This is a genomic window from uncultured Eudoraea sp., assembly GCF_947260015.1.
Classification (GTDB): Bacteria; Bacteroidota; Bacteroidia; order Flavobacteriales; family Flavobacteriaceae; genus Eudoraea.
In genome coordinates, this window is sequence record NZ_CAMYOM010000004.1 from 80,586 (window position 1) to 105,996 (window position 25,411).

Here is a 25,411-nt window from a genome sequence, read left to right on the forward strand (position 1 = left end):
TAATTTCTTCAATTGATATTGAGGAAGCAGTCAGGAGTTTATTCATCAATCAAAAATCAAAAATCAAAATGAAAACAATTAGCACTTATTTTGCAGTAGTTATAATGTGTTTTATTGCCAATACAATGGTGGCACAAGATAATTATAAAGACAAGATTGAAGCACTTCAAGAACAGAAAGAAAAAATAACAGAAGAAGAAAAAGAGGCTTTAAAAAGGGAAGTAGAAGCCATTAATAAGCGCTCAGAAAATGGTGCAATCACCACTGAAGAGGCAAAAAAACTAAAAGAAGAAGCCGCCAGGAAAAGAGCTTTAAATATTGAGAACAGAATGGCAATAATTGATAACGAAATTGCATTGCTTGAGCGCAATAAAGGAGAAGTGTTGGTTCAGGAAGAGGATAATACATGGCATGATGATGATGACGGTTTTACCATAAGAATTGACGATGAAGAATGGGAAATATATGATAATAAATATGGCTGGTCAAAATATGGTAGGCGTACCTATTCAGACCTTATTGTTGCATTTGGTTTGAATAATGCAATTATTGAAGGTCAATCCTTAAATGATACTCCTTATAAGGTTGGTGGAAGCAGGTTTTTTGAAATTGGTTGGGCATGGCGAACAAGGGTATTTAATAAAACAAATTTTATGAGAATCCATTATGGTTTTTCTGTTCAGTTTAATGGATTAAAATCGAAGAATAACCTCTATTATGTGGTAAATGATGAAGGGGAAACAGTTCAGGAAGAATTTCCGTTCGATCTTAGAAAATCAAAACTTAAGTTGGACAACCTAGTTATACCCATTCATTTTGAATTTGGTCCGTCCAGAAAAAGAATCTCTGATCATTATGTCAAATATTCTTTAAAACATCAGTTTAGAATTGGTCTTGGCGGATATGGTGGTTTTAACATGGGTACGCGGCAAAAATTAAAATACAATGATAGCGGTTCTAGTAAAAAAACAAAGATAAAGGGTGGTTTAAATAGTAATCCCTTCATATATGGACTAAGTGGTTACATTGGAGTAGATTGGTTTCTGCTCTATGTAAAGTACGATCTAAATCCAATTTTCAAAAGTCCATCTGTTGAACAAAGGAATATATCAATGGGACTACGATTTGATATTTAAAAATTTAAAACCCGGAATACTGTCGCATTTGGATTTCATCTTAATTGAAATTATCATGTGACAGGTTTCATTTGGGGTAACTATGAACTAATTTTCAAATGCCGCTTGCATTTCTTTTGTAAATTCCTCCTTGTAATACCCTTTTTTACAATAATTGCAACCTATTACCTGAGTTGTTGACACGCGAAAAAGTGGAATCCAGAATATATGAAAAAAATTTGGTGTGCTTTCACCCGAAAGCGTATCAGGCTGATTACAATGAGAACATTTTATATGTCTGATGTTTATTGTAGTTGTCTTTCCGGGCCGAATTCCAAAAAATAAGATCATAATAAACTTAAATTAGTTTGACTGATTAAAATAATCGTTCACTATCAGATTGTATTCTAAAAATACTGTATTTTAAAGCATTCTATTTTCTTATTTTTACATCGCATAAATTCAGTCACATTGATTTCTAAATTCACCATAGATCAAGTTTATGAAACCGCCCGCCTTGAGGAGGTAATTGGGGATTTTGTACAATTAAAAAAATCTGGTTCCAATTTTAAAGGATTAAGCCCTTTTACGGATGAACGTACTCCAAGTTTTATGGTATCACCGGTAAAACAAATCTGGAAGGACTTTAGTAGTGGTAAGGGTGGAAATGTTGTGGCTTTCTTAATGGAACACGAGCATTTTACGTATCCTGAAGCCATTAAATATCTGGCAAGGAAATACAATATTGAAATTGAAGAAACAGAACGTACAGATGAACAAAAGGAACAGGCCGATGAACGTGAAAGTATGTATCTGGTTTCTGAATATGCTCAGCAATATTTTGAGAAGACACTTTGGGAGAAGGAAATGGGGAAAGCTATAGGGCTTAGTTATTTCAGAGAAAGGGGTTTTACAGATGACATCATTAAAAAGTTTGGACTGGGATATAGCCTGGACCAGTGGGACGCTTTTACCAATTCTGCCCTTGAAGGAGGATATCAACTAAAATTTTTGCAAAAGACCGGGCTGACAATTGTAAAAGAAGATGCTAACCAGGCCGGAGTCTCCAAAAAATTTGACAGATTTAAGGGAAGAGTCATGTTTCCTATCCATTCCATGAGCGGTCGAGTTCTGGGATTTGGAGGAAGGATACTTTCCAATGAAAAGAAAGCTGCTAAATATCTGAATTCCCCGGAAAGCGAAATATACCATAAAAGTAAGGTGCTATACGGTATATATTTTGCTAAACAGGCGATTGCTAAAGAGGATAACTGCTATTTAGTGGAAGGCTATACGGATGTTATTCAATTGTATCAAAGGGGAATACATAATGTGGTTTCCTCCAGTGGTACGGCCCTTACACCAGAGCAAATACGGTTAATAAACAGGCTTACTAAAAATATTACAGTTTTATTTGACGGGGATGCAGCAGGTTTACGGGCATCCTTGAGAGGGATTGACCTTATTCTTGAACAAGGAATGAATGTAAAAGTCTGCACCTTTCCAGAAGGAGAAGACCCGGATAGTTTTGCCAAGAATAATGAAATTGAGGAGATCACACTATACCTACAGGAGAATGCTAAGGATTTTATACAGTTTAAGACTTCCTTACTGGCCAAAGATGCGGCAAATGATCCAATAAAAAAGGCTGATACTATTCGCGAAATCGTTAACAGTATCTCTAAAATCCCAGATAGGATAAAACGTGAAATTTATATTCAGGAGTGCGCACATATAATGAATATTTCAGAAGATGTTTTATTTAATACTCTGGCGCAGATTGGAAGTAAAGAACGCACAAATGCTGCCGCAACCGCAAGACAGGAGCAAAAAGCGTTCGAGGTTGTTAAGCATAGCCAGAAAGAGGAAAAACTGGATGTTCAATATGAGTTAGAACGGAAAATAATAGAAATGCTTCTGCTTTATGGGAATGAGCTTCAGGAATTTGAGGACCTTATTTTAAAAGAAAATGAAGAGGGTGATCTCGTTCTAGAACCGGAAAATATGGAAGCAAAAGTTTATGAAAAGGTATACCTGGATCTTCAGGAGGATGAAATAGAACTCACACATGACAAGTTCAGAAATATCTATTACAAATTAATAGAAGGGCTTAATGAGAAAGAAGACTTTTCTATGACTACATTTATGAATGAACTCGATCAGGAAATGGTAACCCAAATTTCTTCGATATTAATGGAGGAAGAAAAATATGAGTTGCATCACTGGGAGCGAAAGGACATCTATCCAAAAAATAAAGAAAAAAGTATTTCCCAATTAGTAAGCGAAACAATTTTAACTTTAAGGTGCTTTCTAATAAAAAAACGAATTACATCTCTGCAGGAAAACACAGAAGATTTGAATGGTGATCACAAGGAAACCCTGGAAGAGATTATGAATTACCTTCAGTTAAACAAACTCTTGAATAAGAAGCTAAATAGGGTACTCTCATAAAACATTTGTCCGTGAAGCTCATTTAGTTGCGCCTAAGAGGTATAAAAAACCCCGACACTTTGGTCAGGGTTACAATTTATTATGAATTGAACTTAGTACAATTCTAAGGCCTTTGCCTGTTGAAGCAAATCCACAAGATTATCAACATTTAATTTTTTCATTAAACGGGCTTTATACGTACTAACTGTTTTTTCATTTAGATTTAAGCCTATGGCAACGTCTTTATTTCTCTTTCCACTGGCCAGGAGCTTAAGAACCTCAACTTCTCGGGTAGACAACTTTCTGAAAAACCTGCGGGGCTTTTGAGTTCCTTCATCGAAGGCCAGTCGCTGAGCCAATTCATTAGTGATAAACATATTACCCTCACTAACTTTTCTAACGGCAGTAATTATGTAATCCAAATCTGCAGTTTTTGAAAGATAGCCGAACGCTCCTGCTCTTATGGTACTAAGTGCGTATACATCTTCAGATTGGCCGCTATAGATCAATACCTTTATGTCAGGATATTCCTGTTTAAGCTTTCTCAAGCTAGCTATTCCATTAATTTCCGGAATGTCCATTTCAAGCATAACGACATCCGGATTCAACTTCTCTAATTTTGTAAAAAGTTCAGTGGTAGTGGCAGCATCATCAATAACTTCAAAACCAGAAGCCGAATTTAGTACATTTTTAATACCCATTCTGACTATTGGATGATTGTCCGCGATTAAAACTTTTATCATTTTGATTGGTTTTCTAGATATTAACGCCTATGTACGTCGAAAAATACTGACATGCAATGTAAGGTTAAATTATCTAATTTCTTAAACAAAAGTGTACTTTTTTTCCCAATTATTAAGAATAATGGAGTCATTATTCGTCTTAATTAACTGATTCTTAGTCAAGATGTTATTTTAGGCTACCAGGAATTTCGCAAACGGGTATAGGAAGCATCTTATGTTGATTCATGGAGTTGTACCTTTTAAAGATGAGAAAGACTTCTTTTTCTCTTCCACTGAATTCATCGGCCTCCTTCCCAGAGTTATTCATTTCCATGGCCCATTCCAATTCCGGATATGAAGCCCCTATCTGATCCTCATCTGTTCGTGAGTCACCCCACAAGCCATCTGTTGGGGGAGCAACAATAATTTCTTCATTGATGCCCAAATATTTGGCAATTTCATAGACCTCAGTCTTAAGTAGGTCTGCAATTGGACTAAGATCAACTCCGCCATCCCCATACTTGGTGTAGAAGCCAATTCCAAAATCCTCTACTTTATTACCTGTTCCTGCTACCAGATAGTTGTTTAAAGCAGCAAAATAGTATAATGTTGTCATGCGAAGCCTCGCACGGGTATTGGCTAAAGACATAAACCTGTCTTCTTCATTGTCAACCTCCGGTAATGATGTTACAAGATTATCAAATACCGAAGTGAGATTCACAGGATGTCTGGATACATGGTCAAAGTTTTGTTGTAACCAATCAATATGATTAGATGCCCGGGTTACCTGATTAGCACCTTGATGGATTGGCATTTCAATACATAATAGGTCTAATCCGGTTTTAGCACATAAGGCTGAAGTAACCGCGGAGTCTATCCCACCTGATACACCTATAACAAATCCATTGATTTTAGCCTTGGTGGCATATGACTTTAACCAGCTTACAATATGATCTATTACCTTTTTTGTTTGCATAGGGTACATTATTATTTGGAAATACTAACTTTGCTGCGATAAAAATAAAGCGAATACCCTTAATAATAAAACTGAAGTGTAATTACTTTATATGAAAACAAGATTTATTGCGATTTTAATTGTTCTTTTTAGTCTCCATTCTTGTAAAAATGAAACACAGGTATCCGAAGATATTTCAAGGATTCCGTTAAATCTGACTGTACTGCGTTTTGATCGGGAATTTGCGGAGGCAAAACCCGGAGACATACTCAAACTAAAACAGAAATACCCTTACCTTTTTCCAAAGCAGTATTCCGATAGTGTTTGGATTGCAAAACTGAATGATTCTTTGCAGAATGAAATATTTAGTGAAGTAATGAGAACTTTTCCGAATTTTGATAGGGAAACAACAGACCTCGAACTTTTGTTTAAACATGTTCTGTACTACTTTCCAAATTATCGGACACCGGAGGTAATAACAGTTATTTCGGACGTGGATTACTCGAATCGTATAATTTTGGCGGACACACTTTTACTAATCGGTTTGGATAATTATCTTGGTAAAGATCATAGGTTCTATAGGGGAATAGATCAATATATAGCTGCCGGACTTGACAAAACCTATTTAATAAGCGACGTTGCAAGCGCTTTTGGCAAAACCACGCTCAACTTCCCTTCTGACCGCACTTTTTTAGCGCAGATGATATATTATGGGAAAGAGTTATATCTCAAAGACAAATTGATACCTCTTGCTACTGATGCTCAAAAAATAGTATATACGCCTGAGGAATTAGAATGGGCCCAGGCCAATGAGGAGCAAATTTGGCGTTATTTTATTGAAAGGGAATTACTCTACAGCACCGACAATATGTTGGCTCCCCGGTTTTTAGATCCGGCTCCGTTTTCAAAATTCAGGTTAGAACTGGATAATGAATCTCCAGGTAGACTGGGCCGCTATATGGGATGGCAAATAGTAAGGTCGTTTATGAATAACAATGATGTTAAACTTAATCAATTACTTGAATTATCCGCGGATGAAATTTTTAAAAAATCAAATTACAAACCGAAAAAATAGATCATGGGAAAATTACATACTTCTCAAATAACGCTTAAAGTGGGCTTGGATGAAAATCGCGTTCCGGAAGAGCTTACCTGGTCCGCAGAAGATGGTGGCATTGTAAACCAGGAAGCAAAAGCCATGTTATTGTCGGTGTGGGACAGTAAGAACCAGGAATCCTTAAAAATAGATATGTGGACAAAAGATATGCCAGTGGATGAAATGAAAGTTTTCTTTCATCAAACCCTGTTGGCTATGTCCGATACTTTTATGAAGGCTACGCAGGACGAAAAAATGACAACAACCATGAAAGATTTCTGCGCCTATTTTGCAGAGAAGCTAGAATTAAAAAAGGAGTAGTCTATTGTTATGGTAATTGGCCATCCTTCCAATTGAGTTGTTTTACCGGTCGTAACATCAGTATTTCTGAGCCAGCATTTAAGCGTTGCCTTTTTCTTAATAAGATGAATTACCTTGCCCATGGGATTTCGTAACCAGTTATTGGTCAAGAGCATCATTATTTTTAAAAGGAGAGGGTAAATAGATTGATTTCAGTTGAGTAAAATTTATCTGCCAAAAAAAGCAAATAACAGTTTACATATTTATATATAAAGCACGGATTAAAGATATATTATGTAAGTATTGAGTATTTTTATTGACTAAAAAGTACAATATAGAGTATGGTTTCCGTACTTTTTAAATGAATAAATTTATTTATGGATAAGCACGAAGATACAAGGCTAATTTTTATTTATAACGCCAATTCAGGCTTGCGAAATTCCCTTTTGGATGGAGCTCATAAAGCATTAAGTCCGAGCACTTACCAATGTAATCTTTGTGATTTAACCTTTGGTGTAATTAATGAGAAAAAAGCCTGGAAGAGATTTCGTGAGGAAGAAGACCGTAGCATGGAATTTCTACATAAGGATGAATTTAATAAGCAGTATGCTTCAAAATTCGGATATAAGTTTGAGTTTCCGGTTGTTCTGTCAGCGGTTAATGAGGAGTTGCAGCTATTTATTTCTACAAAAGAACTCAATGAATTAGAAAATACGGAAGAATTAATTGATTTAATTGCGAAAAGGGAAAAGGAAATAAAAGTATGGGACAAATAGCTTTATTTTCCTTCGTAGAACCTTGTATTTATTTCTTGGATATAGTTTAAAACCTCTTCTTTTCCCAAGCTATTTGACGAAGAAGTAATAAAATGATTCGGGACTTCTTCCCATGCTCCTAAAAGCAGTTGATCTAAGTAATTCTTAACATTTCTTTCAATCGCTTTGGGTTTCAGCTTGTCTGCTTTGGTAAATAATATAGAAAATGGGATGCCGTTCTCACCCAGCCATTGCATGAATTCAAGATCTATTTTTTGGGCTTCATGGCGTATATCAATTAATAGAAAGGCACTTACTAACTGTTCTCTTTTAAGAAAGTAATCAGTAATATATTTCTGAAAAGTTTTCTTGTCCTTCTTGGATACGCGTGCATATCCATATCCGGGAAGATCAACCAGGAACCATTGATCATTTATTTTAAAATGATTGATAAGTTGCGTTTTTCCAGGTCTTCCTGATGTTTTTGCCAAACTCTTGCGAGAAGTGAGCATATTTATCAGTGAAGATTTTCCAACATTTGATCTTCCTATAAAAGCATATTCGGGTAAAGGCTGGTTGGGGCAATTCTCTACATTGGAGTTGCTCATCAAAAAGTCGGCAGACTTTATCTTCATGACAATAAATGTGTTAGAATTTACGCTTCTGTAACCATTCATCCAGAACGACATTGAAATCATCGGGATGTTCCATCATAGGTGCATGGCCACACTCTTTTATCCAGAAAAGCTCTGAATCCGGCAGTAATTCATGAAATTCCCGTGCGACATTTGGTGGTGTTACAGAGTCATTTTCACCCCAAATAATACAGGTTGGAGTCTTCATATTCGGTAAATCTTTAGACATATTATGCCTTATGGCACTTTTGGCTATGGCCAGTGTTTTTACCAGTTTCCTTCTGTCATTTACAGTGGCAAATACTTCATCCACAATTTCTTTGGTAGCCACTTTAGGATCATAAAAGACATCCTGCGCCTTCTTTTTAATAAATTCATAATCCCCTCGTTTAGGATAGCCATCTCCCATGGCGCTTTCGTAAAGCCCGGAACTTCCTGTAATTACTAAAGCTTTCACCATTTTAGGATAAAGCTTGGTGTGTAATAAACCTACATGACCTCCAAGGGAATTACCTAACAAAATAACATCTTTGAGTCCTTTAAATTCTATAAATCTTTCAAGGAACCTAGCAAAGCTCTTTACGTTGGTTTTCAACAATGGCAAAGAGTAGATTGGCAATTCAGGTACTAAAACTTTATAGCCCTTGTTTGGGAAATAGTTGGTTACCCCATGAAAATTACTAAGGCCCCCCATAAGACCGTGTAGAATAATCATTGGAGTTCCTTCTCCTACTTCAATAAATCTATATTTTCCTTCTTTTTTAATGTGTTCTTCCATTAAATAATGCTTCTGGCTTCAGTGGGCAAATATAGACATTTCCTCATAATACCAATGCTTTTGGAAAAAAGAGACTACCTTTACAATACCATATTTTTTATCAAAAATAAAGGCATCCCGCTATTTACAGCAACTGCTAAAATGGCTCGACATAGCACTATACTTCTCTCCTTTTTCAGAATTTTTTTTTCAACAAAGTGGTAATTTGTGGTAAATTGTGGTAATAATTTCTATATATTTGAGTTTATATTAGAAAACCAGCCAATTTAAGTGATAAGTTTTATAGGGACATATGATTGCAAAGCTGATGTTAAAGGGCGGATAATGATACCCGTCACGCTCAAAAATCAGATGGCCCCTGTTCTCAGCAAGGGCTTTGTCATAAAACGTTCGGTATTTCAACCCTGTCTAGAACTGTATCCAATGGACGAATGGAATCTGTTAATGGAAAAAATGAATAAAAAGAACAGATTCAAGAAGAAGAACAATGATTTTATCAGGCGGTTTTCAGCGGGTGTGAAACCCTTAGAAATAGATGGGACAGGTAGATTGCTTATACCTAAAAACCTCGTTTCTATTGCTGGAATTAGCAAAGAAGTGGTTTTAAGTTCGGCTATAAACATCATTGAAATTTGGGATAAGGATAGCTATGAAAAAGTAATTGATGAAACTGCAGAAAATTTTGCGGAATTAGCAGAAGAGGTAATGGGTGATGATGGAGACGAACTATCATAACCCTGTTTTGTTAAAGGAGTCCGTTGATGGGCTCAATATATTGGAAAATGGAATTTATGTAGATGTGACTTTTGGTGGAGGTGGACATTCCAAAGAGATTTTAAGAAGATTGGGTAGTGGAGGTGCTTTGTTTGCTTTTGATCAGGATGAGGAAGCTTTGAAAAACGCAATAGCAGATGATAGATTTACCCTGATCAATGAAAACTTTAGATATATAAAGCAGTTTTTAAAGTTCTATGGCATTCGGAAAGTAAATGGAATCTTAGCTGACTTCGGGGTTTCTTCTCATCAGTTTGACAAGGCTGAACGAGGTTTCTCTATACGTTTCGATGCCGATCTGGATATGAGAATGAGTTCAAAAAATAAGAAGAGTGCCTATGAAGTGGTTAATTCTTATGCCTATGATGATCTTAGAAATGTATTGTTTCGTTATGGTGATTTAAGACGTGCAGATGCAATGGCCAAAACCATTATAGAACACAGGGTAAATGAACCTATTAAAACAACGACAGACCTAAAAATGGTATTGAAGGAATATCTGCCAAAGTTTAGAGAAAACAAGATTTTAGCACAGGTATATCAGGCAATACGCATTGAAGTAAATCAGGAATTAGCGGCAATAGAAGAATTTTTATTGCAAACTCCGGAGATAATGGATAAAGGCGGACGGCTGAGTTTAATTAGTTACCATTCATTGGAAGATAGACTAGTTAAGAGATTCATTAGAGCAGGTAGTTTTTCGAGTGAACCCGAAAAGGATTTTTACGGAAATATTGATGTTCCGTTTAAAAAGGTAGGTGGATTAATTGTTCCCCCTGCCGATGAAATTTCGAAGAATAGCAGGGCTCGCAGTGCAAGACTGCGAATAGCAGAACGAATATAATTTGTGGATCTGGATAATTCATAACAATATATAAACTTATGAGAAAAGGGATCATAGATATTTTAAAAGGCAAATTCCTGGTGAGTGGAGATGCTCCAAAAAATTGGCTCTTTATAATTTTTGCCTCGGTTTTGGCAACTATAATGATTGCTAGTTCTCACAGTGCGGATAAAAAAGTACATCAGGTAGCCGCTTTGAATGAACAGGTCAAAGAGTTAAAAAACGAATTCGTAGATATGCGCTCAGACGTACAACGATTGAAATTAGAATCAACCATTACAGAGAATGTTTTGGATGAAGGTCTTTTTCCTTCTGAAGTACCACCAAGAAAAATAAAAGTAAAAACCAATAAAAAATAAGTGGCCATCACTGATAAAAAAATATTAACCAGACTTTATATAGTATCAGCATGTCTGTTCCTGTTTGCGGTTGCGGTGGTCGTAAAACTTGTGAGTATCCAGATAGTTCACGGCGATAAGTACAAGGAGATGGCTCATCAACGTACGGAAAGGCTTTTTACAATTGCCCCAAACAGGGGAAATCTCTATTCAGATGATGGAAGTTTGTTAGCTACATCGGTCTCCAGGTATACGATACGTTTTGATGCGGTCACAGTAAAAAGTTCAGATTTTGAAGAAGAAGTACAGCCTTTGTGCAATGCTCTGGCAAACCTGTTTGGAAAACCTTCCGCCTATTATGAACAAATTCTAAGAAAAGCTAAAGCAAATAAAAACAGATACGCCTTGGTGGCCAGGAATCTTGATTATTCTGACTATATGGAGGTTAAAGCTTTCCCACTCTTTAATAAGGGACCAAATAGGGGAGGTTTTATTATGGAGCAAAAAACAGTAAGGGAACATCCTTTAGGAAAAATAGCAGAAAGAAGCGTTGGGTATGAACGATTTGATGAAAATGGCTATGTGACCAGGGTAGGGCTTGAAGGCGCCTTTGGTAACTACTTAAGAGGAATAGAAGGAAAAAGACTAAAACAGAAAATTGCTAAAGGTCAGTGGAAACCTATTGGTTTAGACAATCTTGTTGAACCTAAGGATGGCTATGATGTAGTGTCGACCATAGATATCAATATTCAAGATATTGCCCATCATGGGCTCTTAACACAATTAGAAAAGTATAAAGCCGATCATGGATGTGTTATTGTAATGGAAACTAAAACAGGGGAGATAAAGGCAATTTCTAATCTAGGAAGAACAGAGGATGGTAAATATTACGAAAGATTAAATTATGCGATAGGCGAATCTCATGAACCTGGATCAACCTTTAAATTAATGTCGTTGGTTGCTGCCCTGGAAGATCAAAAAATAGACACAAGCACAGTTATTGATACTGAAAAAGGACGTTGGAGAATATACGATAGAATAGTAAAGGATTCCAAACACGGAGGTTATGGCAAAATTTCAATGGCAAAAGCTTTTGTAGTTTCTTCAAATACAGCTTTCGCCAAAATGATTCATAACAGTTATAAAGAAGAACCATCAGTTTATGTAGATCGCCTGATGTCCATGGGGCTTCATCAGGAATTGGAAATGCCAATAAAAGGAGAAGGTAAGCCTGTAATTAGATATCCCGGAGATAAGGGATGGTCTGGGATTTCCCTGGCGTGGATGTCTCATGGCTATGAAGTATCCCTAACGCCTTTACAGACTCTTGCTTTTTACAATGCTATAGCTAATGATGGTCAATTATTGCGTCCCAGACTAATAAAGGAGGTTAAGGAATGGAATAAAACCATTTATACGTTTGATAAGGAGATTATTAACGAGGCTATTTGCTCTAAGGAGACCGCAAAACAGGTCCGTGACTTATTGAAAAATGTAGTGGAAAAAGAACACGGAACGGGGCATCGACTTTATTCTCCAAACTTTTCTATGGCTGGTAAAACGGGAACAGCACAAAAAAACTATGTAACCCGTGACCCGGACAAACTGAGATATATATCAACTTTTGCCGGGTACTTCCCTGCAGATGACCCAAAGTACTCCTGCATAGTGGTGATCCACGAACCAGATAAAAGTGTCGGCTACTATGGTGCAGACGTATCCGGGCCGGTATTTAAATCAATAGCCAGAAAGATTTATGCCAACAACCCCTTAATAGACGAAATAGAAACCCTGGAACCTTTAAATGCTGATTTAGAGGCAAGTTTTCAAAGCTACTACGCGGAGGCACAAAAGAACCACAATCAGATGCCAGATGTAAAAGGAATGAGTGGAATGGATGCAATTTCTATCCTCGAAAACATGGGTTTGGAGGTAGAGGTCAAAGGAAATGGCAAGGTTCAAAAGCAATCAATTTCTAAGGGAACAAATTTGGAAAAAGTAAAGAAAATAATTTTAGAACTTTCATGAAGCCGCTAAAGGATATACTATTTGGAGTAAGTCTTACCGCCGTGAGCGGATCTACCGGTGTCTTGGTGAATACGATATGTTTTGATTCCAGAAAAGTAGCTAAGGGTTGTGTTTTTGTGGCAATTAAGGGCACTTTAACCGATGGGCATAAATATATCGATAAAGCTATATCCGCAGGAGCTAATTCGATAGTATGCGAAGAACTTCCGGGAGATTTGATCAATGATATAACTTATGTGGAAGTTCTTGATGCCAACCAGGCCCTTGCTATAATGGCATCAAATTTCTATGATAATCCATCCAAAAATTTAAAACTTGTAGGTGTTACCGGTACAAACGGCAAGACTACAGTAAGCAGTTTGTTATACCAATTGTTTAAAAAAGCAGGATACAAAGTTGGCCTGCTATCTACAATTCGAATAATGGTGGATAATAGAGAATTTTCTACTAGCCATACGACTCCTGATGCCATGACTATTAACCAATATCTATCTCTGATGAATGAGGCAGGTGTTGAATTTTGTTTTATGGAAGTAAGTTCCCATGGCATTCATCAAAAAAGAACTGAAGGGTTGGTGTTTGAAGGTGCAATATTCACCAATTTATCGCATGACCATCTGGATTATCACAAAACATTTGCCGAGTACAGGGATACAAAAAAGAAATTATTTGATGATTTACCTAAAAGAGCTTTTGCCTTAACAAATATTGACGATAAAAATGGGCTTGTGATGCTGCAAAATACCACAGCTAAAAAATACACCTATGCTCTAAAAAGTTATGCCGACTACAGGGCTCAGATTTTGGAAAATCAATTTAACGGACAGTTGTTAAAAATTGATGATAATGAGCTATGGACCCGATTAATAGGTCATTTTAATGCTTACAACATCCTGGCCATATATGCTACAGCTGACCTGTTGGGATTAGAAAAACTTGAAACCCTAAGGTTATTGAGTGAATTGGAAAATGTTGACGGAAGGTTTCAATACTTCATATCTAAAGAAAGAATAACGGCTATTGTTGATTATGCCCATACGCCGGACGCCTTAAAAAATGTACTTGAGACAATCAATGCATTGAGGACTGGAAATGAAAACGTCATCACCGTAGTGGGGTGTGGTGGTGATCGTGACAGGTCTAAGCGTCCGGTAATGGGTCATATCGCTTCAGCTATGAGTGGTAAAGCAATTTTTACATCAGATAATCCACGATCCGAACCGCCTCTTATTATCATTGAAGAGATGGAATCTGGCGTAGAACCACAGAATATCAGTAAAGTTTTATCAATTGAAAATCGAAACCAGGCAATAAAGACCGCCTGTCAGCTAGCCGTACCCAATGATATAATCCTGGTTGCTGGTAAGGGTCATGAAACCTATCAGGAAACTAACGGTGAGCGTGTGGATTTTGATGATTTTAAAATTATAAAGGAAGTGCTAACCAGTTTAAAAAAGTAACAAGAAATAGATAACGTAATATGCTGTATTATCTGTTCGATTATTTAGAAAAACAATATCAATTGCCAGGAGCAAGTCTGTTCCAGTTTCAGACATTCAGGGCAGCTATGGCTGTGCTACTCTCTTTGTTATTGGCAACAGTTTATGGCAAACGTATTATTCTTTTTCTCAAGCGCAAACAAATAGGGGAGACCATTCGGGATCTCGGACTTGAGGGGCAAAAGCAAAAGACAGGTACTCCAACTATGGGTGGTTTGATAATAATAATGTCCACCTTAATTCCTGTGCTATTGTTCGCGGATTTAAAGAATATTTATATCATTCTATTGATAGTTACAATTCTATGGATGGGTATTATCGGATTTGTGGATGACTACATTAAAATATTCAAAAAAAATAAAAAAGGTCTCAAAGGCAGGTTTAAAGTGATAGGTCAGGTTGTACTAGGACTCATTGTGGGTGTAACCCTATATTTCCATCCGGAAGTCACCATGCGAGAAAGGACCAATACTATAATTACGGAGCAATATAAGGTTGAACAGATTAAAGGTGGAGATATTAAATCTACAATGACTACCGTTCCGTTTTTTAAGAATAATGAATTGGATTATAGTAATCTGATTTCCTGGGCCGGTGAGAAGGCAGTGTCGAATGCATGGTTAATTTTTATTCCAATTGTCATCTTAATAGTTACAGCGGTTTCCAATGGTGCAAATCTTACAGATGGCATCGATGGTTTGGCGGCCGGCACATCCGCGATAATAGTTCTCACCCTGGGAATTTTTGCATGGGTGTCGGGAAATATAATTTTTTCCGAATACCTGGACATCATGTACATACCCAAGGCTGGTGAGCTTTTAGTGTTCATAGCTGCATTCGTAGGAGCATTGGTAGGTTTTTTATGGTACAACGCATTTCCTGCCCAGGTATTTATGGGTGACACTGGAAGTCTAACAATAGGTGGCGTTATAGCAGTAATTGCATTAATTGTAAGAAAAGAATTGTTAATTCCAATTATATGCGGAATATTCTTTGCCGAGTCCATATCTGTGATGTTGCAGGTTGGTTATTTCAAATACACTAAGAACACATCAGGTGAAGGGAAACGTATTTTTTTGATGGCACCCTTACATCACCATTATCAGAAAAAGGGATATCACGAAAGTAAAATAGTCACACGATTTTGGATTATAGGAATACTATTAGCCATAATTACAATTGTGACACTCAAAGTGAGATAATGAAATTAATGGTTGTACTCGGCGCTGGTGAAAGTGGAGTTGGAACGGCCATTCTGGCAAAAAAAAAGAATTACCTGGTATTTGTTTCAGATAAGGGTAAGATCAAAGATAAATATAAAAACGTTCTTGAACATTTTGAGATTGATTGGGAGGAAGAACATCATTCGGAAGATAAAATTCTCAATGCTGATGTCGTAATGAAAAGTCCGGGTATTCCGGACACAACACCTCTGGTAAAAAGGCTTGTGGATAAAGGTGTTCCGGTAATTTCTGAGATTGAGTTTGCCGCAAAACATACAAATGCCACAATAATAGGAATTACGGGAAGTAATGGCAAGACCACTACTACTATGCTTACCTATAATATTTTAAAAAAGGGAGGTTTAAACGTGGGAATGGCAGGTAATATTGGAGACAGTTTTGCTAAAATGGTAGCGGAACATAACTATGATTTCTACGTGCTAGAAATAAGCAGTTTTCAGTTAGATGGAATTGTAGATTTTAAACCAAACATAGCGGTAATAACAAATATTACCCCGGACCATTTAGACAGGTATGATCATTCTTTTGAAAACTATGTGTCTTCAAAATTCCGGATTGTTCAAAACCAGAATGCCGAAGACAGTTTGATTTATGATTGTGATGATAATGTAATTGTAAGTTGGCTGGAGAATAACCCAATTAGATCAAAATTAATGCCTTTTTCAATTAATGAGAAACTAAAAGAAGGGGCATGGTTAGAGAATGACAGAATATTAATTAGGACAGAAAATAAAACAATTGAAATGGAAGCAGATTCTTTGGCATTAGAAGGTTTACACAACCTTAAAAATACAATGGCGGCATCAACGGTTGCAAAATTGGTTGGTATTCGAAAGGATACTATCCGCGAAAGTATTCAGAATTTTCAGGGAGCTGCACATCGTTTGGAAAAGGTTTTAAAAATTCATCATGTACAATATATAAATGATTCAAAGGCTACCAATGTAAATGCCACTTATTATGCTTTGGAAAGCATAAAAACTCCCATCGTGTGGATAGTAGGTGGTGAAGATAAAGGGAATGACTATAAAGTACTGATGCCCTTAGTAAGGGAAAAGGTAAAAGCTATCATTTGCCTTGGTATGGATAACTCAAAAATTAAATACGCTTTTGGTAACGTGGTAGATTTAATTGTTGAGACCTACGCAATGAGTGAAGCGGTAAAAGTAGCCTATAAAATTGCTGAAAGAGGAGATACTGTTTTGTTGTCTCCGGCATGTGCTAGTTTTGATCTTTTTAAAAATTATGAAGACAGAGGAAATCAATTTAAAGAAGCAATAAAAAACTTGTAAAAATGTCCGGGTTATTAGGAAATATAAAAGGAGATAAAGCCATTTGGGGAGTAGTTGCTCTCCTGGCACTTTTTTCTTTTTTACCTGTTTACAGTGCCAGTAGTAATCTGGTTTATGTAGTGGGAAATGGCACAACTATTGGCCATTTGGTTAAACATGGGATGTTGCTGTTTTTGGGATTTGGAATAATCTATGGCGTTCATAAAATACCTACCCATTTTTTTAAGGGGTTGTCTATTATTGCTCTGCCCATAGTGCTGGTTCTACTGGCATATACTTTGGCTCAGGGCACTACAATAGACGGGGCAAATGCTAGTAGATGGATACGCCTTCCGTTGGTTGGAATTACTTTTCAAACTTCAAATCTGGCAGCAGTAGTTCTAATGGTCTACGTGGCGAGATACCTGACCAGAATTAAGGATAAAACAATCACTTTTAGTGAAAGCCTGGTACCCCTGTGGCTTCCCGTTTTTATTGTCACCATTTTGATTTTGCCTGCCAATTTCTCTACAGCGGCCATTCTATTCTTTATGGTACTGATACTTTGTTTTTTAGGGGGCTATCCACTAAAATATCTTTCAGGGATAATAGGTACAGGGTTATTAATACTTGCCATTTTTATTCTTACGATAAAAGCTTATCCTGATCTTTTTCCAAACAGGGTGGACACCTGGATTAATAGAGTTGAAAGTTTTTGGGATCCCGCAGATACAGAATCGGACTATCAGATAGAAAAAGCAAAAATTGCCATTGCAAGTGGTGGTATTGTTGGAAATGGAGCAGGTAAAAGTGTAATGAAAAATTTCCTTCCTCAGAGTTCCTCAGATTTTATTTATGCCATTATTATTGAGGAGTACGGCTTGGTAGGAGGGTTTGTACTAATGTTCTTTTATATGCTTTTGTTATTCAGAATTGTGGTAGTGGCAAATTCAAATGAGACTGTATTTGGCAAATTATTAGTAGTTGGTGTTGGGTTGCCTATCGTTTTTCAGGCACTTATTAATATGGCAGTTGCAGTAGAATTATTTCCTGTAACCGGGCAAACTTTACCACTTATTAGTAGTGGAGGAACATCTATTTGGATGACTTGTCTGGCCATTGGAATTGTGTTAAGTGCGAGCAGAAAATTTAAACTGGTTGATGTTAAAAAATCCGATGTGGATGATACTAACCCCTTAGAAGTGCTAAGTGGACAATTATAGATTTATATTATCTGGGGGTGGAACAGGAGGGCATATTTATCCGGCAATAGCCATAGCGGATGAATTAAAGTTAAGACATCCTGATGCAGCATTTTTATTTGTAGGTGCAAAAGACAGGATGGAGATGGAAAAAGTGCCAAAGGCAGGATACAAGATAAAGGGTTTGTGGATTAGTGGAATACAAAGAAAGTTGACATTAAAAAATTTAATATTCCCATTTAAACTAATAAGTAGTTTGATTAGTGCAGGAAAAATAGTGACGAAGTTTAAACCCCATGTGGTAATAGGCACAGGAGGATTTGCCAGTGGACCTATGTTAAAAATGGCTTCCAGAAAAGGAATCCCTTGCGTGTTACAGGAACAGAATTCATATGCAGGAATCACTAATAAATTACTGGCTAAACACGTAGCAAAAATTTGTGTTGCCTATGATGAAATGGAAAGGTTTTTCCCAGTAAATAAAATTGTAAAAACGGGGAATCCTGTTAGAGCAGATTTGATAGATCCTCTACAGCATACTAATGCAGCTTATGAATTCTTTGGTTTGGACCCGGAAGGAATAACGCTGCTTGTCCTGGGAGGAAGTCTGGGTGCACGGAGAATTAATCAACTTATAGAAAAAGAACTTGATTTCTTTTCAAAATTAGGGATTCAACTTATTTGGCAGTGTGGTATGGGATACTATGAAGAATATAAGAAATTTCACGCTAATGATGTGAAAGTCCACGACTTTTTGAATAAAATGGATTTAGCATATTCGGCTGCAGATATAATAATTTCAAGGGCTGGAGCGAGTTCAGTTTCGGAATTATGCATAGTTGGTAAGCCGGTGATATTTATTCCCTCGCCAAATGTAGCAGAGGACCATCAATCCAAAAATGCGAGAAGTCTTGTTTTAAAACAAGCGGCATTAATGGTGGAGGAAAAGGATTTGGCAGGCAAATTTGAAAATGTTTTTTCAGATCTGAATAAATCCGAGGATAGTAAGAAATTATTGAGTAAAAATATCAAAGCTCTGGCACAGCCTGATGCCACTAAAAACATTGTAGATGAAATAGAACATTTGCTGAAAATATAATATGAAGCTAAAGGACATACATAACATTTATTTCATCGGTATTGGCGGAATCGGTATGTCTGCTCTTGCGCAATACTTTAAGCTGTTAAAAAAGAATGTAGCAGGTTATGACAAAACAGAGACACCGTTGACTCGCGAGATTTCTGATTTAGGAATTGAGATACATTATGCGGATGACATCTCTGAAATTCCGGTGGAGTATAAAAATACCGGAGATACCCTGGTTGTCTATACACCGGCAATTCCAGAAGACCATAAAGAATTCAATTATTTTACCTCAAAAGGTTTTGAAATAAAAAAAAGATCGGAAGTGTTGGGAATTATTACAAAGGATACTTTTTGTTTGGCAGTGGCAGGTACCCATGGTAAAACAACAACAAGTAGTATTCTAGCGCATTTATTAAAAGAAACGGGGACACCTGTTACCGCATTTCTTGGTGGTATTTCGGAAGACTTTAATAGTAATTTTTGGTTCGGTGGTAGTGAATATTCTGTTGTGGAAGCCGATGAATACGATCGTTCATTTTTACAGATATCACCTGATATTGCTTGCATAACTTCTATGGATGCTGATCATTTGGATATTTATGGTGACAGCAATGAACTAAGAAAATCTTTTATGGACTTTGTTGATAAGCTAAAGCCCGGCGGGAAATTGTTTATTAGAAATGGCCTGCCTTTAGAAGGAATAACCTATGGAATAGAAGACGATTCGGATTATTGTATAAGAAATTTAAGAATAGAACATGGCGCCTACGTTTTTGATTTGGAAACTCCAGACACTACCCTTAAAGGGGTTAAGTTTAACAAACCGGGAAAGCATAACTTACTTAACGGTTTAGTTGCTTTTGCCATGGCAATACAGGTTGGTCCCCCAGCTAATCGACTTGCCATAGCATTGGAAACCTTTAAGGGGGTGCAACGGAGATTTTCATATCGAATAAAGAATTCCGACTTTATCTTTATTGATGATTATGCGCACCATCCAACGGAAATAAATGCCGTATATGATGCCATTTCCGAGATGCATGAGAGCAAAAAAATACTCGCAGTTTTTCAACCCCATTTATTTTCCAGAACAAGAGATTTTGCTGATGATTTCGCCCTTAGTCTTGCGCAATTTGATAGTGTCTTATTATTGGATATATATCCGGCAAGAGAAGAACCTATTGATGGAGTCAATTCGGAATGGCTGATGGGTAAAATAAAGATTCAGAATAAGAAATTAATCCAAAAAGCGGATCTGATTAAGGAAATAAAAAGGCAAGAACCGGAGGTATTGGTCACCATGGGTGCCGGGGATATTGGGCTGGAAATATCTAAAATAGAAAAAGAACTTGAGTATGAAAATTAATTGGAATTACATCAAATTTATAGGGTTAATAATTTGTATTACAGGTCTTTATGCATTTTCGAGTCATAGAAGTGATTCGAAAACTGTAGAAGGGATGAACCTAAAATTTACGGGGGAGAACAATCTCTACATTACACAGGCTATGGTTAATAAATTGTTAATACAAAATTATGGGATCATTAAAAACATGCCCAAAGAAAAATTAGATTTGAATACTATAGAAAAGGTCATTGCGGCCAATGAAATGGTAAAAAGTGCCCAAGTTTATCTTACTATAACCGGTGAGCTTACATCAAACATTGTACAAAGGCAACCAATCGGACGTGTAGAGGGAAAGACAAAATTCTACCTGGATGAGGAAGGTAAAAAAATGCCATTATCCAGTAATCACTCTGCAAGAGTGCCAATCATTACGGGCAATATTACTGGTAAAAGTTTAGAGGATGTTTATGTGATTTTAAAATACATAAACAGGGACGACTTTTTAAGAAAAAATGTAATCGGGATTCACATTGAGGATGAAGAAAATTATAAATTGAAATTCCGATTAGAACACTTTGTTGTGAATTTAGGTAATGTTGACGATTTGGAAGAGAAGTTCAATAATTTCAAGGCTTTTTATACCAAAGCAGCCAAGGATAAAACATTGGGTAACTATAATATAGTAAGCTTAGAATTTAATAATCAAGTTGTGTGCACCAAAATTTAAATTAATATGGAACAAAGTAATTATTCAGTTGGATTAGATATAGGTACAACGAAAATTGTTGCCATTATCGGAAAAGAAAACGAGTATGGCAAAATTGAGGTCTTAGGCATTGGCAGGTCAAAAAGCCTTGGTGTCCATCGGGGTGTGGTGAATAATATAACACAAACCATAAAGTCTATTCAACAGGCTGTTGAACAGGCTGAAGCCGATTCAGGTTTGAAGATAGGTTCCGTAGTTGTTGGGATTGCCGGACAACATATCAGGAGCCTGCAGCATAGCGATTATATTACAAGAGCCAATTCTGAAGAAGTAATCAATGAGGACGATCTGGATAAACTTTGTAACCAGGTATATAAATTGGTCATGCTTCCTGGAGAGGAGATCATTCATGTTTTACCTCAGGAATATAAGGTAGACGGTCAGGCCGAAATAAAGCAACCGATAGGTATGTACGGAGGAAGGCTTGAAGCTTATTTCCATGTAGTTGTTGGCCAGGTTTCATCTATTAAAAACATTGGCAGATGTATAAAAAGTGCCGGCCTGGACCTGGGTAATATTACCCTTGAACCCCTGGCATCTTCAGATGCCGTACTTAGCCAGGAGGAAAAGGAAGCAGGAGTTGCCCTAATAGATATAGGAGGGGGTACAACAGACCTTGCTATTTTTAAAGATGGCATCATAAGGCACACAGCCGTAATTCCTTTTGGCGGGAATGTTATTACCGAAGATATTAAAGAGGGTTGTTCAATTATCGAGAAACAGGCGGAGCTACTCAAAATGAAATTTGGATCTGCATGGCCAGGCGAAAATAAGGATAATGAAATAGTTTCTATCCCCGGATTACGTGGAAGAGAACCAAAGGAAATTACACTTAAGAATCTTTCTAAGATTATTCATGCACGAGTAGTTGAGATTGTTGAACAGGTATATGTTGAAATCAAAAATTATGGTCATGAGGATCAAAAAAAGAAGCTAATTGCGGGGATTGTATTAACAGGAGGAGGAAGCCAGTTGAAGCATCTAAAGCAGTTAGTAGAATATATTACAGGTATGGATACCAGAATAGGTTATCCCAATGAGCATTTGGCAGGAGATTCCGATCAGGAAATTGCGAGTCCTTTATATGCCACCGCCGTAGGACTACTGATGAATGCAATTGAAAATAAAGGAAGAAATCCTATTTATCAGGAGGAAACCAAGAATGAGAAAGAATTGGTTTTGGAAGGTCATCCTGAAAGAAGAGCAACAGATAGGAAAAAGAGTGAAAGAAAAACTGTATTTGACATTTGGTCAGAAAAACTTAAAGATTTTTTAGATAACGCAGAGTAAACCTAAATGATAGTACGTAATAACCAGTAACACATAAAACATGAGCAAAAGTACCGAATTTGAAAATATAGCCTTTGATTTACCAAAAAATCAAAGTAATGTAATTAAAGTAATTGGCGTTGGAGGGGGTGGAAGTAATGCGATTAATCACATGTTCCAGGCCGGAATTAACGGAGTGGATTTTGTGATTTGTAATACAGATTCACAGGCTTTGCAGAATAGCCCTGTTCCCAATAAAATACAATTAGGTGTTACTCTTACAGAAGGACTCGGAGCTGGTGCCAATCCTGAAGTAGGAGAACAAGCTGCCCTGGAGAGTATGGAAGAAATTAAGCAAATGCTTGATAACACCACCAAAATGATTTTCATTACCGCTGGTATGGGAGGAGGAACAGGCACTGGAGCAGCCCCTGTTATAGCTAAGCAAGCAAAAGAAATGAATGTCCTTACTGTGGGGATTGTAACTATGCCTTTTCTGTTTGAAGGTAAGATGAGGTGTCAACAGGCTCAAATAGGGATTGAAAAATTACGTTCTAATGTAGACTCCTTAATAGTAATTAATAACAATAAATTAAGGGAAGTTTATGGAAATTTGGGCTTCAAAGCAGGTTTTTCAAAGGCAGATGAAGTACTTGCAACCGCGGCCAGAGGTATTGCCGAGGTAATTACCCACCATTATACTCAGAATATTGATCTGCGTGATGCCAAAACAGTTCTTTCTAATAGTGGTACGGCTATTATGGGTTCTTCAATGTCATCTGGATCAGCAAGAGCTCAGGAAGCTATAATGAAAGCGCTGGATTCTCCATTATTGAATGATAATAAGATTACAGGGGCCAAAAATGTGTTATTGCTTATTGTTTCGGGTTCTCAGGAGATCACTATTGATGAAATAGGAGAAATTAATGATCATATTCAAATTGAGGCCGGTCATGGAGCTAATATTATTATGGGTGTGGGCGAAGACGAAAGTCTGGGTGAAGCTATAGCCGTAACCGTAATTGCCACCGGTTTTAACATTGATCAACAGAATGAAATTGTTAACACTGAAACCAAAAAAATTATACACACTCTTGAAGATGAGCAAAAAGCCGTGCAGGATTTGAGTGATGAAAATGTCGTTTACAAACTGGAGGAGAAAGAAGAAGTTTTTGAACCGATAATAAAACATTCTTTAGAGGAGGAAGAAACTATAGATCTTATTCCGACAACCAATTATATCAGGAATTTTAATGTTTTCTATGAAGAGGTGATCGCAGAAGATATTGCGGAGGACGATTTTATCATAATTGATTCTAAAAAGGCCCTGAAGGATATTGAAGTAATAGATCCAGAAGAATTAGACGGCAAAGTAGATGAAAAGGAACAGATTGCACTAAGTTTTGATATGCCTTTGACAGAATTGGATAAAGAAGAGAATGAAAATGTTATTACATTTAGTCTGGATGAAAACATAAATGATTTAGATGTAAGTGAACATATAGAGGTAATCCCTGTTTTGGAATACAACAAGGAAGGCGAGACCCGCTATAGCCTTGATGATTATATGGAATTGGAAAATAAGTTAACTGGCGCCAAATCCAAAGCGGAAGAATTTGAACCTAAACTTATAGAGGATGAGTTGATTTTCGAGAAAAAGACTGTGGCTGCGAAGGAAGAAGTTGAAACAAACGACGGGGACCCAATGAATACCCCAATTGAAGAAATACTCAGAGAAAGGGCCGATGAGCGCAGGAGAAAACTAAAAGATTTCAATTACAAATTTCAGAATAGCGTTAATAATATTGATGAAATAGAAAAAGAACCGGCTTATAAACGTCAGGGCATCGATTTAAATGAAGGACCCAAAGAGGGTAAAGTGTCCAGAACCACGTTAAGTGAAGACAGTAATGATGAAATTCAGTTACGTTCTAACAACTCATTTTTACATGATAATGTAGACTAGTCAGAATCCGGGATGATGTGCCCAAACTTAGTATAGACCCGAAAATACATTACATTTTCGGGTTTATTTTTTTATCTTGTGTGCTACTAAAATTCGCAAAATATGAGCTTACAGAATCAAGTGATGGAAGAAATAAAAGTGGCAATGAAAGCCAAGGACAGCATAACTTTGGAGTCTTTAAGGGCAATAAAATCTGCTTTACTATTGGCACAAACTGAAAAGGGAGCCGGAGACGAAATGTCTGATACCGATGAAATAAAATTAATACAAAAGCTGGTAAAACAGCGAAAAGACAGTGCAGCGATTTTTAAAGAACAGGGGAGAAAAGATCTTGCTGAACCTGAATTGGCCCAAGTAGCAGTAATTGAAAAATTTCTACCAGCGCAGTTAAGTGTAGATGAAATAGAAAAAGTTGTAATCCAGATTATAGAAAGTACTGGAGCCACTGATATGAAAGACATGGGTAAAGTTATGGGAATGGTATCCAAGCAATTGGGCGGGCAAGCTGACGGAAAAACAATTTCTGGCATTGTTCGTGCTAAACTTACTTAATTTTAAAATGAATCTTCAAGATATTCGTAAGCTCTTTGAATCTGATATTGTCAGGACTGAAAAGAAGATAAAGCAATATGTAGAACTGTCGCAACCTATCGCTCCCGATAATGCTATAGGGCGAGTATCGCGAATGGATGCGATAAACAATAAAGGAGTTATGGATGCAGCTCTTGTTAAAGCCAAAGAACGTCTTGAAGGTCTGAAGCGTAACCTGGACAAACTGGGAACCAATGATTTTGGTGTCTGTCCAAAATGTAAAAAGAATATACCAATTGAGCGTATTTTATTAGCTCCTAATAGCTCTTTTTGCGTAAATTGCGCTCGCTAAAACTAATGGCCCCGTGGCGCAATCCGCCAAAGGCGGACAGGCTGAATACGAGCCCGACTTAGTCGGGGCGCATCTGAAACATATGGAATATTATGTTTACGTTCTT

Annotated in this window: 25 protein-coding genes; 20 read left to right on the forward strand and 5 right to left on the reverse strand. The window is 36.9% G+C overall.

Annotated features, from left to right (window positions below; all coding sequences use genetic code 11):
• Window positions 1-68 precede the first annotated feature (68 nt).
• The gene (locus Q0X66_RS03640) at window positions 69-1,136 is read left to right on the forward strand and encodes a hypothetical protein (protein WP_297703278.1); all 1,068 of its coding nucleotides are present in this window, start codon (window positions 69-71) and stop codon (window positions 1,134-1,136) included.
• A gap of 87 nt (window positions 1,137-1,223) precedes the next feature.
• Here the strand turns inward: Q0X66_RS03640 and Q0X66_RS03645 are convergent, their stop codons facing one another.
• Window positions 1,224-1,466, reverse strand: coding sequence for a zinc-ribbon domain-containing protein (locus Q0X66_RS03645; RefSeq protein WP_297703280.1), 243 nt, complete (start codon window positions 1,464-1,466; stop codon window positions 1,224-1,226).
• A 120-nt stretch (window positions 1,467-1,586) separates the two neighbouring features.
• On the opposite strand from Q0X66_RS03645, the gene dnaG reads away from it, so the two are divergent.
• The gene (gene dnaG, locus Q0X66_RS03650; protein ID WP_297703282.1) at window positions 1,587-3,566 is read left to right on the forward strand and encodes a DNA primase; all 1,980 of its coding nucleotides are present in this window, start codon (window positions 1,587-1,589) and stop codon (window positions 3,564-3,566) included.
• A gap of 92 nt (window positions 3,567-3,658) precedes the next feature.
• Here dnaG and Q0X66_RS03655 read toward each other — a convergent pair whose 3' ends face one another.
• Complete coding sequence (locus Q0X66_RS03655; RefSeq protein ID WP_297703284.1) at window positions 3,659-4,288, reverse strand: response regulator transcription factor; 630 nt, start codon at window positions 4,286-4,288, stop codon at window positions 3,659-3,661.
• A 166-nt stretch (window positions 4,289-4,454) separates the two neighbouring features.
• On the reverse strand, window positions 4,455-5,243 hold the full coding sequence (nadE, locus tag Q0X66_RS03660) for an NAD(+) synthase (RefSeq protein ID WP_297703286.1): 789 nt from the start codon (window positions 5,241-5,243) through the stop codon (window positions 4,455-4,457).
• A gap of 91 nt (window positions 5,244-5,334) precedes the next feature.
• Here nadE and gldB point away from each other — a divergent pair, with 91 nt between their 5' ends.
• The 3 genes from gldB (at window position 5,335) to Q0X66_RS03675 (ending at window position 7,394) form a co-directional block, all read left to right on the forward strand.
• Window positions 5,335-6,297, forward strand: a complete 963-nt coding sequence (gene gldB / locus Q0X66_RS03665) for a gliding motility lipoprotein GldB (protein WP_297703288.1) — start codon at window positions 5,335-5,337, stop codon at window positions 6,295-6,297.
• A 3-nt stretch (window positions 6,298-6,300) separates the two neighbouring features.
• Window positions 6,301-6,639 (forward strand): gliding motility protein GldC, encoded by a 339-nt coding sequence (gene gldC, locus Q0X66_RS03670; RefSeq protein WP_297703290.1) that lies wholly within the window; start codon window positions 6,301-6,303, stop codon window positions 6,637-6,639.
• Window positions 6,640-6,995: 356 nt separating this feature from the next.
• Entirely contained in the window at window positions 6,996-7,394 is a 399-nt protein-coding gene (locus tag Q0X66_RS03675; RefSeq protein ID WP_297703292.1) for a GTPase, read from the forward strand.
• Between the two features lie 2 nt (window positions 7,395-7,396).
• Here the strand turns inward: Q0X66_RS03675 and yihA are convergent, their stop codons facing one another.
• Both yihA and Q0X66_RS03685 read right to left on the reverse strand, forming a co-directional pair.
• Window positions 7,397-8,008 (reverse strand): ribosome biogenesis GTP-binding protein YihA/YsxC, encoded by a 612-nt coding sequence (gene yihA, locus Q0X66_RS03680; RefSeq protein WP_297703294.1) that lies wholly within the window; start codon window positions 8,006-8,008, stop codon window positions 7,397-7,399.
• A gap of 13 nt (window positions 8,009-8,021) precedes the next feature.
• Window positions 8,022-8,786: an alpha/beta hydrolase gene (locus tag Q0X66_RS03685; RefSeq protein WP_297703296.1), complete on the reverse strand. Its 765-nt coding sequence runs from the start codon at window positions 8,784-8,786 to the stop codon at window positions 8,022-8,024.
• 270 nt (window positions 8,787-9,056) lie between these two features.
• Between Q0X66_RS03685 and mraZ the strand changes: the two genes are divergently transcribed.
• From mraZ to Q0X66_RS03760, 15 genes are all read left to right on the forward strand, one after another.
• Window positions 9,057-9,521, forward strand: a complete 465-nt coding sequence (gene mraZ / locus Q0X66_RS03690) for a division/cell wall cluster transcriptional repressor MraZ (protein ID WP_297703298.1) — start codon at window positions 9,057-9,059, stop codon at window positions 9,519-9,521.
• Window positions 9,502-10,404, forward strand: coding sequence for a 16S rRNA (cytosine(1402)-N(4))-methyltransferase RsmH (rsmH, locus tag Q0X66_RS03695; RefSeq protein ID WP_297703300.1), 903 nt, complete (start codon window positions 9,502-9,504; stop codon window positions 10,402-10,404). The genes mraZ and rsmH overlap by 20 nt, the downstream gene beginning before the upstream one ends.
• A 38-nt stretch (window positions 10,405-10,442) precedes the next feature.
• The gene (locus Q0X66_RS03700; RefSeq protein WP_297703302.1) at window positions 10,443-10,763 is read left to right on the forward strand and encodes an FtsL-like putative cell division protein; all 321 of its coding nucleotides are present in this window, start codon (window positions 10,443-10,445) and stop codon (window positions 10,761-10,763) included.
• The gene (locus tag Q0X66_RS03705; RefSeq protein WP_297703304.1) at window positions 10,764-12,770 is read left to right on the forward strand and encodes a penicillin-binding protein; all 2,007 of its coding nucleotides are present in this window, start codon (window positions 10,764-10,766) and stop codon (window positions 12,768-12,770) included.
• Complete coding sequence (locus Q0X66_RS03710; RefSeq protein WP_297703306.1) at window positions 12,767-14,230, forward strand: UDP-N-acetylmuramoyl-L-alanyl-D-glutamate--2,6-diaminopimelate ligase; 1,464 nt, start codon at window positions 12,767-12,769, stop codon at window positions 14,228-14,230. The genes Q0X66_RS03705 and Q0X66_RS03710 overlap by 4 nt, the downstream gene beginning before the upstream one ends.
• Window positions 14,231-14,250: 20 nt before the next feature.
• Window positions 14,251-15,471 (forward strand): phospho-N-acetylmuramoyl-pentapeptide-transferase, encoded by a 1,221-nt coding sequence (gene mraY / locus Q0X66_RS03715; protein WP_297703308.1) that lies wholly within the window; start codon window positions 14,251-14,253, stop codon window positions 15,469-15,471.
• Window positions 15,471-16,805 carry a UDP-N-acetylmuramoyl-L-alanine--D-glutamate ligase gene (gene murD, locus Q0X66_RS03720; protein WP_297703311.1) on the forward strand — a complete coding sequence of 445 codons (1,335 nt, stop codon included), beginning with the start codon at window positions 15,471-15,473 and terminating at the stop codon, window positions 16,803-16,805. Before mraY ends, murD begins: the two co-directional genes overlap by 1 nt.
• A gap of 2 nt (window positions 16,806-16,807) precedes the next feature.
• Window positions 16,808-18,007 carry an FtsW/RodA/SpoVE family cell cycle protein gene (locus Q0X66_RS03725; protein WP_297703313.1) on the forward strand — a complete coding sequence of 400 codons (1,200 nt, stop codon included), beginning with the start codon at window positions 16,808-16,810 and terminating at the stop codon, window positions 18,005-18,007.
• Window positions 17,994-19,085 (forward strand): undecaprenyldiphospho-muramoylpentapeptide beta-N-acetylglucosaminyltransferase, encoded by a 1,092-nt coding sequence (gene murG, locus Q0X66_RS03730; RefSeq protein ID WP_297703316.1) that lies wholly within the window; start codon window positions 17,994-17,996, stop codon window positions 19,083-19,085. Before Q0X66_RS03725 ends, murG begins: the two co-directional genes overlap by 14 nt.
• A gap of 1 nt (window position 19,086) precedes the next feature.
• On the forward strand, window positions 19,087-20,439 hold the full coding sequence (gene murC, locus Q0X66_RS03735; RefSeq protein WP_297703318.1) for a UDP-N-acetylmuramate--L-alanine ligase: 1,353 nt from the start codon (window positions 19,087-19,089) through the stop codon (window positions 20,437-20,439).
• Complete coding sequence (locus Q0X66_RS03740; protein WP_297703320.1) at window positions 20,429-21,148, forward strand: cell division protein FtsQ/DivIB; 720 nt, start codon at window positions 20,429-20,431, stop codon at window positions 21,146-21,148. The genes murC and Q0X66_RS03740 overlap by 11 nt, the downstream gene beginning before the upstream one ends.
• Before the next feature lie 6 nt (window positions 21,149-21,154).
• A complete protein-coding gene (gene ftsA / locus Q0X66_RS03745) occupies window positions 21,155-22,477 on the forward strand; it encodes a cell division protein FtsA (RefSeq protein WP_297703322.1) in 1,323 nt (440 codons plus the stop codon).
• A 40-nt stretch (window positions 22,478-22,517) separates the two neighbouring features.
• Window positions 22,518-24,422: a cell division protein FtsZ gene (gene ftsZ / locus Q0X66_RS03750; protein ID WP_297703324.1), complete on the forward strand. Its 1,905-nt coding sequence runs from the start codon at window positions 22,518-22,520 to the stop codon at window positions 24,420-24,422.
• 102 nt (window positions 24,423-24,524) lie between these two features.
• On the forward strand, window positions 24,525-24,974 hold the full coding sequence (locus tag Q0X66_RS03755; protein WP_297703326.1) for a GatB/YqeY domain-containing protein: 450 nt from the start codon (window positions 24,525-24,527) through the stop codon (window positions 24,972-24,974).
• Between the two features lie 7 nt (window positions 24,975-24,981).
• Complete coding sequence (locus Q0X66_RS03760) at window positions 24,982-25,305, forward strand: TraR/DksA C4-type zinc finger protein (RefSeq protein WP_297703328.1); 324 nt, start codon at window positions 24,982-24,984, stop codon at window positions 25,303-25,305.
• The last annotated feature ends 106 nt before the right edge of the window (window positions 25,306-25,411 follow it).

What these genes read in the sequence shown, in the direction of transcription:
- nadE (WP_297703286.1), bottom strand. Translation starts at nt 5,243, where the DNA reads ATGCAAACAAAAAAGGTAATAGATCATATTGTAAGCTGGTTAAAGTCA.
- rsmH (WP_297703300.1), top strand. Translation starts at nt 9,502, where the DNA reads ATGGAGACGAACTATCATAACCCTGTTTTGTTAAAGGAGTCCGTTGAT.
- murD (WP_297703311.1), top strand. Translation starts at nt 15,471, where the DNA reads ATGAAATTAATGGTTGTACTCGGCGCTGGTGAAAGTGGAGTTGGAACG.
- Q0X66_RS03740 (WP_297703320.1), top strand. Translation starts at nt 20,429, where the DNA reads ATGAAAATTAATTGGAATTACATCAAATTTATAGGGTTAATAATTTGT.
- Q0X66_RS03700 (WP_297703302.1), top strand. Translation starts at nt 10,443, where the DNA reads ATGAGAAAAGGGATCATAGATATTTTAAAAGGCAAATTCCTGGTGAGT.
- Q0X66_RS03640 (WP_297703278.1), top strand. Translation starts at nt 69, where the DNA reads ATGAAAACAATTAGCACTTATTTTGCAGTAGTTATAATGTGTTTTATT.
- yihA (WP_297703294.1), bottom strand. Translation starts at nt 8,008, where the DNA reads ATGAAGATAAAGTCTGCCGACTTTTTGATGAGCAACTCCAATGTAGAG.
- Q0X66_RS03655 (WP_297703284.1), bottom strand. Translation starts at nt 4,288, where the DNA reads ATGATAAAAGTTTTAATCGCGGACAATCATCCAATAGTCAGAATGGGT.
- murC (WP_297703318.1), top strand. Translation starts at nt 19,087, where the DNA reads ATGAAGCTAAAGGACATACATAACATTTATTTCATCGGTATTGGCGGA.
- Q0X66_RS03710 (WP_297703306.1), top strand. Translation starts at nt 12,767, where the DNA reads ATGAAGCCGCTAAAGGATATACTATTTGGAGTAAGTCTTACCGCCGTG.
- ftsZ (WP_297703324.1), top strand. Translation starts at nt 22,518, where the DNA reads ATGAGCAAAAGTACCGAATTTGAAAATATAGCCTTTGATTTACCAAAA.
- Q0X66_RS03725 (WP_297703313.1), top strand. Translation starts at nt 16,808, where the DNA reads ATGTCCGGGTTATTAGGAAATATAAAAGGAGATAAAGCCATTTGGGGA.
- gldB (WP_297703288.1), top strand. Translation starts at nt 5,335, where the DNA reads ATGAAAACAAGATTTATTGCGATTTTAATTGTTCTTTTTAGTCTCCAT.
- Q0X66_RS03645 (WP_297703280.1), bottom strand. Translation starts at nt 1,466, where the DNA reads ATGATCTTATTTTTTGGAATTCGGCCCGGAAAGACAACTACAATAAAC.
- mraY (WP_297703308.1), top strand. Translation starts at nt 14,251, where the DNA reads ATGCTGTATTATCTGTTCGATTATTTAGAAAAACAATATCAATTGCCA.
- Q0X66_RS03675 (WP_297703292.1), top strand. Translation starts at nt 6,996, where the DNA reads ATGGATAAGCACGAAGATACAAGGCTAATTTTTATTTATAACGCCAAT.
- Q0X66_RS03755 (WP_297703326.1), top strand. Translation starts at nt 24,525, where the DNA reads ATGAGCTTACAGAATCAAGTGATGGAAGAAATAAAAGTGGCAATGAAA.
- Q0X66_RS03760 (WP_297703328.1), top strand. Translation starts at nt 24,982, where the DNA reads ATGAATCTTCAAGATATTCGTAAGCTCTTTGAATCTGATATTGTCAGG.
- gldC (WP_297703290.1), top strand. Translation starts at nt 6,301, where the DNA reads ATGGGAAAATTACATACTTCTCAAATAACGCTTAAAGTGGGCTTGGAT.
- ftsA (WP_297703322.1), top strand. Translation starts at nt 21,155, where the DNA reads ATGGAACAAAGTAATTATTCAGTTGGATTAGATATAGGTACAACGAAA.
- Q0X66_RS03685 (WP_297703296.1), bottom strand. Translation starts at nt 8,786, where the DNA reads ATGGAAGAACACATTAAAAAAGAAGGAAAATATAGATTTATTGAAGTA.